The organism is Gardnerella sp. KA00718 (genome assembly GCF_049244285.1).
In the GTDB taxonomy this organism is placed as follows: Bacteria; Actinomycetota; Actinomycetes; order Actinomycetales; family Bifidobacteriaceae; genus Bifidobacterium; species Bifidobacterium vaginale.
Genome location: NZ_CP058370.1, coordinates 466,709 through 477,759 on the forward strand (window position 1 = coordinate 466,709; position 11,051 = coordinate 477,759).

Here is an 11,051-nt window from a genome sequence, read left to right on the forward strand (position 1 = left end):
TATTAGATTTGGGGAGATTTTGGCTGCTGTTCCGTCTTTTAACTTTGAGCAAGACCTTTTAAAAAGTGGCTTCGATTGGGTTATTGGATTAGATGAGGTTGGACGTGGTAGTTTAGCTGGTCCTGTTATGGTTGGTGCTGCTCTTTTTGGTGCCGATAAAATTAATTCTGGTTATTTTCCTGTTGGATTAGCTGATTCCAAGCTTATTAACGCTCACAAGCGTGAAGGATTATTGGAGCCTCTTGAAAATTGGTGCGATGCTTTTGCTGTTGGTTCTTGTACAAATCGCGAGATTGACGAGTGGGGAATAAGTTATGCTCTTGGTGTTGCTGCGATTCGTGCAATTTCAGATGTGCAAAACAGTATGAGATATAAGCTTGAAAATGCTCATATTGCAGCGATTTTAGATGGACCATTTAATTATATTGGTAAGGTTTCTGGAACTTTTGATGCGCCTAGTATGGATTTTCCTGTTAAAGTTCACACTTTAGTTAAGGCTGATCAGAAGTGTGCTAGTGTTTCTGCAGCTTCTGTGATCGCAAAGGTGACTCGAGATTCTCTTATGACAAGCTTGTCTGACGATCCTAAATATAAAATTTATGATTGGGCACATAACAAGGGTTATGGTTCTAAATCGCATAGAGCTGCGATTTTAGAGTATGGTCCTAGTGATTTGCATCGTATTAGTTGGCATTTAAGCTAAAGTTCTTCGGCGTGTTGATGCCTGATGCTCAGCGTAATCTTGAATGCTAAAGGGGTAGTGAGCTAGTGCGTGGGTATGTGTTTGTAGAGAGTGTTTAGATAGCGTTTTTAAGAGATTTAAAGCTGATTTTAACAGTGCGAGCTACTCGAATTTGTAGATTCAATCTGCAGGGTATCGTGTGTGTACTTTGTAGTGCGTGAAAGTATTTTTGGAATTTAAAAGAGTTTTCTATGGAAAAGAAAAGGATAGTTAAATGATTGGTCGTTTCTTCGCTTTTGTTCCAGGTGTTAAGCACTTGGTTGTTTTAAGAGCGGCATGTCTTGCTATATCTTCTCTTGCGAATATTGGTTTTGTGTATGTTTGTGTTGGAATTCTTTCGCCAGTGCTTATTCCTGCAAAATATACTGGCAAGTCCTTGTTAAGCTCTGTTGAATTGACGTCTTATCTTATTTCTCTTGTTGGAATACTTATCGTAAAATATATTGCGTTCCATCAGTCTTGTACTATTTCTACCGAAATTGGAACTCGCGTATCTATGAAGCTTAGACCAAAAATGTTGCGTTCTATGCTTTCTTTGAGCTCCTCTAAAAAATGGTCTAAGGGATATTCTTCTATTTGCGTGAACGATGATGTTGAGTGGGTTCAACGTTGGTATGGTTTACTTTTGCCGCAGATCATTGCTGCTTTTCCTATGCCTTTTGCGGTTAGTGTTGCAATGTTTTCAATAAACTCTTATGTTGCCACTATTTGCGTTTTTGCGTCAATTTTTTCTACTTTGGCACTTGTATCTGCTCTTGCAGATGTTCGCATTTTGTGGCGCTGTTTATGCGTATTTTTAACGTATTTAATGACTGGTGTGGCAATTATTTCTACAGTTTGGCTTCTTTCTGTTAAATCTGTTGGTCTTCCTGCTGCAATGCTAACTTTGCCACTTCTTATGCTAAGCGTAGATCCAATACGTAGAGTTGCTAACTGTATGCATATTAAAAATCGGGCTGTTTTAGGTTTGAATAACATTAGTAACTTGTTTAAAAGTGTTGCTTCTAGTAAAGTTCATTCTTCTAATTTAGACTCTGTAGAATCTTCTGCTTCTGCAGATTCCATAGATTTCTCAGATAATAAAAAGTCACTGAGCATCCCAGATGGAGCTAATAATGTTTCTCTTCATGTGCGATGCAATTTCACTGAAAATAATAAACCTTTGCGTGCATCCTTTAATATTTCAAGTGGAAAATTGAATGTAATGCCAAAGGAATACTACGAATTATTGACTAATAATGTTTTGAATGGCGTAGTTTTTAGCGATAAATCAGATGTTGCGTTATCTTACAGTGATAGATATGGTTTTTCTGAAGTAGATGTTGAATCGCCTTTTGTAGTATCTGATTTTGGTGATATTTCTGGAAACTCAACTTATGTTTCACTAAATAATGAAAATCCTGGTGCTATTGCAGATCTTGTTACTATTGTTCGTTCAAATAGTCATCTGTTTTCAGCCACTTTGCGAGAGAATCTGCTCATGGCATCGTCTAATGCTACTACTACATCTATGTGGCAAGCATTGCGTACTGCTCATGTAGATGGTGTTGTTTATGCGGATTATAACGGATTAGATTTGCGTGTAGACAATATTCAGGTTGAAAATAAGCAAGATATTTTCCGACGAATTATTATGGCTCGTGCGCTTATTCGTAGAACTCCAGTGTATATTTTCGACTATTCTTCAAGCGATATTAGTTCTGATGAAGCTAAGAATTTATGTGATATTTTGCGTCATGTTGCTAAAAAAGCTACGATTCTTGTATTTTTGCCAGACGATAACTACGCTTCTAAAGCGGACAATTTGGTTAACGTTAGTGTATATCATAATTCGCATTACACCAGTTCTAGTTCTATTAGTTCTTATGCCGAAAATTTCGCAGATGGTAGCGTTGATAAAGCTAATAAAGTAGACGAATATGCTAAAAGTTTTGATGAAAACTCTAATAAGAATTTTAATAATGCCAAACACGAAGGCTTATTGAAAGATTTATCTCATGAAAGTAAATCAACTATATCTTCGTTGAAAAAGGCGTTTTTTGCGATTCTTTCAGCATTCTCTACAGCAATCAATATAGTTTGCGCAGTATTGATACCTGTTTGCACTTTTGCAGCAATGTTCGCTATCGCTAATCGACCGCTTTTTGGACTTGCTATGCAAGAATACGTGCTTATCGTAAGCGTATGCGCATGTTTAAGATGCATAACATTAGTAACATCTTTTGCTGGCGTGGATCTTCATCATGCGCATTTGCACAAGGCAGGTTTAAGCATGAGTGTTGGAATGGTTTTGTCGATTATTCCAGCAATCGTTTTGTTATGTTACTTTGATATTCAAATTGCTATTTTTGCTGTTGTGATTTGTGCTCTAATAGTGTTTATAATTCCAGGATTATTTAGACTTAGACTCCGCAGTTTTATTAAAAAAGTTCATTCAGAGCAAAAGATGGTAGAGCTTGAAGTTGATGATGTAGAACTTGGTATTGATGAGGTTCTAGCTTTCCGACAGGGCGAGCATTGTGTTAAGCGTGTTGTTGATTCAATGCGTAAGCTTTCACAACAGCGAGTGCGATTATCTCGTAAAGTGGGAAGAATGCAGGCAATTCTTATGTCTGTTGCTCTTATAGGTATTGCGAACGCAATAATGCTTGTTTCTAACACTATTCACCCAATTGTCACTAAGAATCCACAATGGAATGTTGTTTACGCAGTTATGGCAATTATTGTGCTTATTAGCCTTATTCAACAAGTTCTAGACGTTGTTATTAGGCGTATTCCTTGGGTTGTAGATATAAATCATGCAGTACGATCATAATACGCATTATTCAAGTAACCCTATATCTAAAAGAATAGCCTCTTTTATATGGCTTATTTCTTTGGCTATTATTATAGGCATTGTTATTGGGCTTGTTTTGCCAAAAATCAATCATGATGTTGGCGAAATTACTGGTGAATACGCTGCTGATGGAGATGCTGCTGCTCTTCTTAATAAGCTAAAAGTCTCTAAATCACATCCGTCTGGATACAACAGGAGTGTCTTTGGATACAGGACTACAGATGTTGATAAAAATGGCTGTGATGTTAGAGAAGATGTTCTTGCTCGCGATTTAAAACAGGTTCGTTTTAAGTATTCTGGTTCTTGCAAAGTAGCATCAGGGCTTTTGCACGATCCTTATACCGGTTTAAATATTAATTTTGTTCGAGGAAGAAAAACTAGTGCTCTTGTTCAAATCGACCATGTTGTAGCACTAGAAAACGCTTGGCAATCAGGCGCTTGGAAATGGAGTCATGCCAAGAGGCTTAAGTTTGGTAACGATATGCTTAATCTTCTTGCTGTTCAAGGAGCAGCGAACCAAGAAAAAGGATCTGCTTCTGCGGCTTATTGGCTGCCATCTAATAAATCCTTTAGATGCGATTATGTTGCTAGGCAGATTGCTGTTAAGTATAAGTACGATCTTAGCGTTACTAATGCGGAAAAACGTAGCATGGCTTCAATTTTGCATGGTTGTTCTGCGCAGAAATTGCCTAACAGTTGAGTTCGACGCTAAGCTGCTTGTTTATGTTCATATATTTTGATGCATAGGCAAATATATAAAAAGGGTTCTAACCACTCATACTGGCTAGAACCCCTACTCGCGGAGAATACGAGATTCGAACTCGTGAGGCTGTTACACCAACACGCTTTCCAAGCGTGCGCCATAGACCACTAGGCGAATTCTCCACATCAATCATTGTGCTAAACAGCATAACGAAAGACAACTTAAATAAGATAACATAAACTGAGGATAATGCAAAGTCGCGCGTGGCGTATTGGTTTGAGTATGCAATCCTTGCAATTGCGTGTTGTTGATTATGTGCGTGTTGTTGATTATGTGATAGTGTAGATTTTTCATATGTAGTAAGCGATTTGCGAGGTTTGCGACTTACAACTTGCTACATATGCGCAAAACTACAGGATTATTAGCGAGTACGGGATGTAAGTTTAGAAGGTGTTTAGCATGGATGTTGGTTTTGTAAAGAATATCCAAAAAATAAAGCCTAAAAAGCCAAATCCTGCGGTGGATCATAGTCCTCGCACAATGATGATTGGCATAATCTTGACGATTCTTGGTGGCGCGCTTTGGGGCACAAATGCTACTGTTTCTAAGATTCTAATGTCACAATACCTTGTGAGTCCGTTGCAAATCGCGTGCGTTCGTCAGCTTGCTGCAGGCGTGCTTTTTGTAATCGTTGCGTCAATTGTTAATCGCAAGCAACTCGTTGATGCATTAAGCACAAAAAAATCATGGCCAATGCTAGTTGTAACAGGTATTGTGTGTGTGCTTTTAACGCAAGTGGCGTATCTTTTTACAATTGACTGGACTAATTCTGGCACGGCTACTGTTTTGCAAAGCCTGAATCTGCTTTTTGTGCTTGTTTATGTGTGTTTGCGGTCAAAAAGAACTCCGACTTTGCGCGAAAACATTGGTGTTTTGCTTGCATTTGCAGGAACTGCGCTTATGGCAACGGGAGGCAACTTTAGCTCGCTTTCGCTGCCGCTGATGGGACTTTTGTGGGGATTGGCAGATGCTGCAAGTACGGCGGCTCTTGCGATTATGCCAGTTAAATTGATTGCAAAATGGGGAAATCTTACTGTAAACGGAATTACGTTTATTATTGCAGGTCTTATTATGATGCCATTTGTGAAGCCATGGCAAACAATGCCTCCTTTGGATTTGCGCGCGTACTTGCTGTTTACTTTTACGATTGTTGGCGGAACTTTTGGCGCATATTGGATGTTTTTGGCTGGCGTTATGCGAGTTGGATCTGTGCGCGGAACGCTTTTGGGGGCGAGCGAGCCTGTTATGGCTGCAATCACGGCTGTTGTGTTTACGGGAGCTGTGTTCTCGTGGGCTGATTTTGCAGGATTTGCGCTTATTTTTATTATGATGATTTTATTGAGGTGATTATTACGAGTATGCAAGTCACAGGTAAAGAAGATAAAAGTAAAGAAGATAAAAATATGCAAGACGCACAAAATCAAGACGCACAAAACCCAGTCAATCGTGTAGAGCAGATGTATGAGTACGGCTACCGAAAGTCAAACTACGGTCCGGACGAGCTTGTAACAGACGCGCACGGAAATCCAATCAGCGTTATGGATGCCATGCTAAGCGCGCAAGATGCAAGCACTGCGCAAACTCAAACTCCGCACTTGTGCTTCTATTCGCCTAGAATCCCAGGAAACACAGGCTCTGCGATTCGCCTTTGCGCGGTAACGGGCACCATTTTGCATCTTGTAGAGCCGCTTGGATTTAATCTTCAAGACACAAAGCTTCGCCGCGCGGGTCTTGATTATCACGATATGGCACACGTTGTTATGCACCCGAATTTTGAAAACCTTGTGGAATCAATGCCAAATTCTCGCATAATCGCGTTTACTGCAAATGCCACAAAACTTTACACAGATATTGAGTATAAGCCGAACGATATTTTGCTTTTTGGACCAGAGCCAGGAGATATTCCAGACCCAATGGATATTATGGCTGGCCCTCATGTTGCGGAACAGGTTCGCTTGCCAATGCGTCCTTCGCTTAGAAGCTTAAATCTTACAAATTGCGCATCAATCGCCATTTATGAAGCGTGGCGTCAGCTTGGATTTGAGGGCGGAAAATAGTCTACAGAAAATAGCTTATAGAAAATAGCAAAATAGCCTATAGTCAAAAATAGTCTTAAAACTACTCATGCATTACAATGGTGACTATGCCTGTGTTAAAACGTAAACCGAAGCGGAAGATTAGTGCTGCGCGCCGTCGCATGTACATTCGCCGCCGAATCGTAGTTTGCGTGGGGCTGCTGGCTGTTTTAGTGTTTTGTATCTTTTGCATAATTAGCATTTTTAAAGGCGTATCTGCAATTGGAAGTGCTATAAGCAAACATTCAGACGTTACTCTATCTAAACAACTTGTGCCAGATCCAAGGCCTGTTGGAATCATAAAAAAATGTAGTGCAAAAGACGTTCGTATTGAATTAACCTCAGCATCGCAATCTGTACCGATGGGAGGAAGCGTAGAATTTACTGCTCGCATAGTTCATGAAGGAGACGATTCTTGCAGAATAGATGCGTCGGATGGCAGAATGGTGTTGACAATTGGAGACAGCGTAAGTGCTGATAAATCAGATAAATCAGATAAATCAGATAAATCTAGAGAAAAGCAAGAAAAGCAGCAGAAAATAGAGCCGCAGTGGAGATCAGATGTGTGCGGAATTCCACTCAAGCCTTTGTTAATGGCAAAAGGTGATTCGTACGAGAAAAAAATCGTATGGAGCACGGATGCTACAGTCGGAACGCCTACCGGCAAGGATTGCTTAGATGACGCCGACTTGCCTAAAGTTTCGCGCGGAACTTACATTGCACAAATTGCGCATAAGGATGTGTCAGGATTACAAAGCAATCCCGTGGTTATTTCTGTTCGCTAGCACATGCACAAATGGCGCCAAAAGTCGATGTGAAGGGGTAAAATCGTTTCTTTGTACAAGGTGTGTCATATAGCGGGCATACTCAAGGAACCGAAGAAGGCGCCCGCAAACCCAAAATCGTTGATTTTAAGCGCGTTTGCTGCGATTTTCTAAAGCTCCCAAGGATTAAGAAAACTAGCTAGCGATAAAGGAACGTCCATTGGCTGCTGAACAAGCTACGACGAACACCACCAAAGTCATCGCGCGTGCCGACGAGCACAGCATTAAATTGCATAAAGCGTCGGATCGTGTGAATTTCGGCTCCATTTGTGAGCCAATCGATGTGCCATACCTCCTCGGTGTGCAAACCGACAGCTTTGACTGGCTGATCGGCTCCGAGCGTTGGAAGAAGCGCGTCGAAGAAGATGAGGCAAATGGCACTCACACTGTGCCTCATGTCTCTGGTCTAGAAGAAGTGTTCCAAGAGATTTCTCCAATCGAGAATTTTGCTGAGACAATGAGCCTCACATTCTCGGATCCATATTTTGAAGAGCCACGTCACACTGTGCTTGAGTGCAAAGAGAAGGATTACACATATTCCGCTCCTTTGTACGTAAACGCAGAGTTTGAAAACGGCGAAACTGGCGAGATTAAGAGCCAGACTGTGTTTATGGGTGATTTCCCGCTGCAAACACCACACGGAACATTCATTATTGGCGGCACTGAGCGCGTAATCGTGTCCCAGCTTGTGCGTTCCCCAGGCGTGTATTTTGACCGCACGCAAGATCGCACTTCCGACAAAGACGTTTTTGGCGCAAAAATCATTCCAAGTCGCGGAGCGTGGCTTGAGTTTGAGATTGATAAGCGCGATGTTCTTGGCGTGCGCGTAGATCGCAAGCGTAAGCAGTCTGCAATCGTGTTCTTGATGGCAATTGGCATGACTAAGCCAGAAATTGCCGAGGCATTCCAAGGGTATCCTCTTGTTCTCGACGCTCTAGAAAAAGAGCCAATCGACACTCAAAATGATGCTCTTACAGACTTGTATCGCAAGATTCGCCCAGCAGATACCGCAACTCCAGACGCGGGTCGCAATTTGCTTGAATCCTTCTACTTCAACACAAAGCGCTACGATTTGGCGCGCGTTGGTCGCTACAAGATCAATCGCAAGCTTGGTTTGGAAGCGGATTACAACGATCGCAGCTTGAATCGCGAAGACATTATCGCCACAATCAAGTATTTGGTTACTTTGCACTCGGGCGAAAAGACCTTCCCAGGCAAGCGTGATGGCGAAGATGTGCAATTGCGTGTAGACGTGGACGATATTGATCACTTTGGAAACCGTCGAATCCGTCAGGTTGGCGAGCTTGTACAGAATCAGATTCGTACTGGCTTAAGCCGTATGGAGCGCGTTGTGCGCGAGCGCATGACCACGCAAGATGCTGAGGCGATTACACCACAGTCGTTGATTAACATTCGACCAGTTAACGCTACGATTAAGGAGTTCTTCGGAACTTCTCAGCTTAGCCAGTTTATGGATCAGAACAATCCTTTGGCAGGCGTTACAAACAAGCGTCGTCTTTCGGCTCTTGGTCCTGGTGGTCTTTCTAGAGATCGCGCATCTATGGAAGTTCGAGACGTGCACCCATCCCACTTTGGTCGTATGTGCCCAATCGAATCCCCAGAAGGTCCAAACATCGGTCTTATCGGTTCGCTTGCAACCTTTGGTCGCATCAACCCATTCGGCTTTATTGAAACACCTTATCGTAAGGTTGTTAACGGTCATGTAACTAACGAAGTCGAATATATGACCGCAGATCGCGAAGCCGAGCACGTTATTGCTCAGGCAAATCAGGAACTCGATGAAAATGGCAACTTTGTTGGCACTCAGGCACTTGCTCGTGTTGACGAAGAAGAAGCAGTCGATGTTCCTGTAAGCACTGTTGACTACATGGATGTTTCCCCACGACAGATGGTTTCCCTTGGCGCAAGCTTGATTCCATTCTTGGAGCACGATGAAGGTCACCGTGCTTTGATGGGTACCAACATGCAGCGTCAGGCTGTGCCGCTTATTAAGTCTGAGCGTCCACTTGTTGGTACGGGTTCCGAATGGCGTGCTGCAGTTGATTCTGGAGACGTGATTCTTTCCGAAAAGCCAGGCGTTGTAACCTACGTTTCTGCAGATATTATTCGCGTTATGAACGACGATGGAACTCAGTCCAGCTACAAGCTTTCTAAGTTCCAGCGTTCTAACCAGACTACTTGCTACAACCAGGTGCCACTTATTAAAGATGGCGAGCGTGTTGAAGCTGGTACAGTTTTGGCTGATGGTCCTGCAACAGACAAGGGTGAGCTTGCACTCGGCAAGAATTTGCTCGTTGCGTTTATGCCTTGGAATGGTTACAACTACGAGGATGCTATTATTATTTCCCAGCGTCTTGTGCAAGACGATACGCTTTCTTCGATTCACATTGAAGAGTACGAAATCGATGCTCGTGAAACCAAGCTTGGTGCCGAAGAGATTACTCGCGACCTTCCAAACGTTGGCGAAGACGCTATTGCAAACCTCGACGAGCGCGGTATTATTCGCATTGGTGCCGAGGTGGAAGCTGGCGACATTTTGGTTGGTAAGGTAACGCCTAAGGGTGAAACCGAGCTTACTCCAGAAGAGCGCTTGCTTCGTGCAATCTTCGGCGAAAAGAGCCGTGAAGTTCGAGACACTTCTTTGCGCGTGCCACACGGCGAAACTGGTACTGTGATTGCTGTTAAGGAAATCACTCGTGAAGACGCTGAAGACGATGGCGATGAGCTTCCAAATGGCGTAAACCAGATGATTCGCGTGTACATTGCTCAGCATCGTAAGATTACGCAGGGCGATAAGCTTTCTGGTCGCCACGGCAACAAGGGTGTTATTTCCCGCATTTTGCCAGAAGAGGATATGCCATTCTTGGCTGATGGTACTCCAGTAGACATTATGCTTAACCCGTTGGGTGTGCCTTCTCGAATGAACTTGGGTCAGGTGCTCGAGCTTCACTTGGGTTGGATTGCTCACGCTGGTTGGGATATTAATTTGGATCCAGACCTTGAGGCTGCTTGGAAGAAGTATGTGCCAGAAGGCGCTGAGCATGGCGATCCATGCACTCCTGTTGCAACTCCAGTGTTCGACGGCGTGCGCCCAGAAACCTTGAAGGGTCTTTTGAGCACTACGCTTGCAGACCGCGATGGCAATAAGCTTGTTGGTTCCGACGGTAAGGCAACATTGTTTGACGGCCGCACTGGTGAGCCATTCCCTAAGCCAATTTCTGTTGGCTACATGTACATCTTGAAGCTGCATCACTTGGTTGATGATAAGATTCACGCTCGTTCCACTGGTCCTTACTCTATGATTACCCAGCAGCCGTTGGGTGGTAAGGCGCAGTTCGGCGGCCAGCGCTTCGGCGAAATGGAAGTGTGGGCGCTTGAGGCTTATGGCGCTGCTTACACATTGCACGAAATGATGACCACAAAGTCTGATGACGTTGACGGCCGCGTGCGCGTGTATGGCGCTATTGTCAAGGGCGATAACCTTCCACCAGCTGGTATTCCTGAGTCCTTCAAGGTGTTGCTCAAGGAAATGCAGTCTCTCTCCTTGAATGTTGAGGTGCTTAACTCCGAAGGAGTGGCAATTGACATGAAGGATGAGGATGATGATCCGGTGTCGTCTTCTGAAGATTTGGGCTTCAACATTGGTGCACGACCAGATTCGTCCGCCAAGGAAGATCAAGTTATTCAAGAACCTGAATACCAGTGATGCCAGTGATTAGAAATAACTTAATCACTAATCACTAATCACTTTAAGAAACTTAGAAAAACAATTTCATGAGACAGGACGATA

The 11,051-nt window shown here is 43.1% G+C and carries 7 protein-coding genes and 1 tRNA gene; 7 read left to right on the top strand and 1 reads right to left on the bottom strand.

The window, feature by feature from the left end:
• Positions 1–19: 19 nt before the first annotated feature.
• The 3 genes from HXT55_RS01935 (at position 20) to HXT55_RS01945 (ending at position 4,278) form a co-directional block, all read left to right on the top strand.
• On the top strand, positions 20–703 hold the full coding sequence (locus HXT55_RS01935; protein WP_116439851.1) for a ribonuclease HII: 684 nt from the start codon (positions 20–22) through the stop codon (positions 701–703).
• Positions 704–956: 253 nt separating this feature from the next.
• Positions 957–3,557 carry a hypothetical protein gene (locus HXT55_RS01940; RefSeq protein WP_020760648.1) on the top strand — a complete coding sequence of 867 codons (2,601 nt, stop codon included), beginning with the start codon at positions 957–959 and terminating at the stop codon, positions 3,555–3,557.
• Complete coding sequence (locus tag HXT55_RS01945) at positions 3,541–4,278, top strand: HNH endonuclease family protein (protein ID WP_004114472.1); 738 nt, start codon at positions 3,541–3,543, stop codon at positions 4,276–4,278. The genes HXT55_RS01940 and HXT55_RS01945 overlap by 17 nt, the downstream gene beginning before the upstream one ends.
• A gap of 100 nt (positions 4,279–4,378) precedes the next feature.
• On the opposite strand, the gene HXT55_RS01950 is transcribed toward HXT55_RS01945, so the two are convergent.
• A tRNA-Ser gene (locus HXT55_RS01950) sits at positions 4,379–4,463 on the bottom strand.
• Between the two features lie 277 nt (positions 4,464–4,740).
• Here HXT55_RS01950 and HXT55_RS01955 point away from each other — a divergent pair.
• The 4 genes from HXT55_RS01955 (at position 4,741) to rpoB (ending at position 10,967) form a co-directional block, all read left to right on the top strand.
• The gene (locus HXT55_RS01955; RefSeq protein WP_004114476.1) at positions 4,741–5,688 is read left to right on the top strand and encodes a DMT family transporter; all 948 of its coding nucleotides are present in this window, start codon (positions 4,741–4,743) and stop codon (positions 5,686–5,688) included.
• Between the two features lie 56 nt (positions 5,689–5,744).
• Positions 5,745–6,398 (top strand): tRNA (cytidine(34)-2'-O)-methyltransferase, encoded by a 654-nt coding sequence (locus tag HXT55_RS01960; protein ID WP_225622766.1) that lies wholly within the window; start codon positions 5,745–5,747, stop codon positions 6,396–6,398.
• Between the two features lie 77 nt (positions 6,399–6,475).
• A complete protein-coding gene (locus tag HXT55_RS01965) occupies positions 6,476–7,201 on the top strand; it encodes a hypothetical protein (protein ID WP_020760644.1) in 726 nt (241 codons plus the stop codon).
• A gap of 199 nt (positions 7,202–7,400) precedes the next feature.
• Entirely contained in the window at positions 7,401–10,967 is a 3,567-nt protein-coding gene (rpoB, locus tag HXT55_RS01970) for a DNA-directed RNA polymerase subunit beta (RefSeq protein WP_004116667.1), read from the top strand.
• Positions 10,968–11,051: the final 84 nt, after the last annotated feature.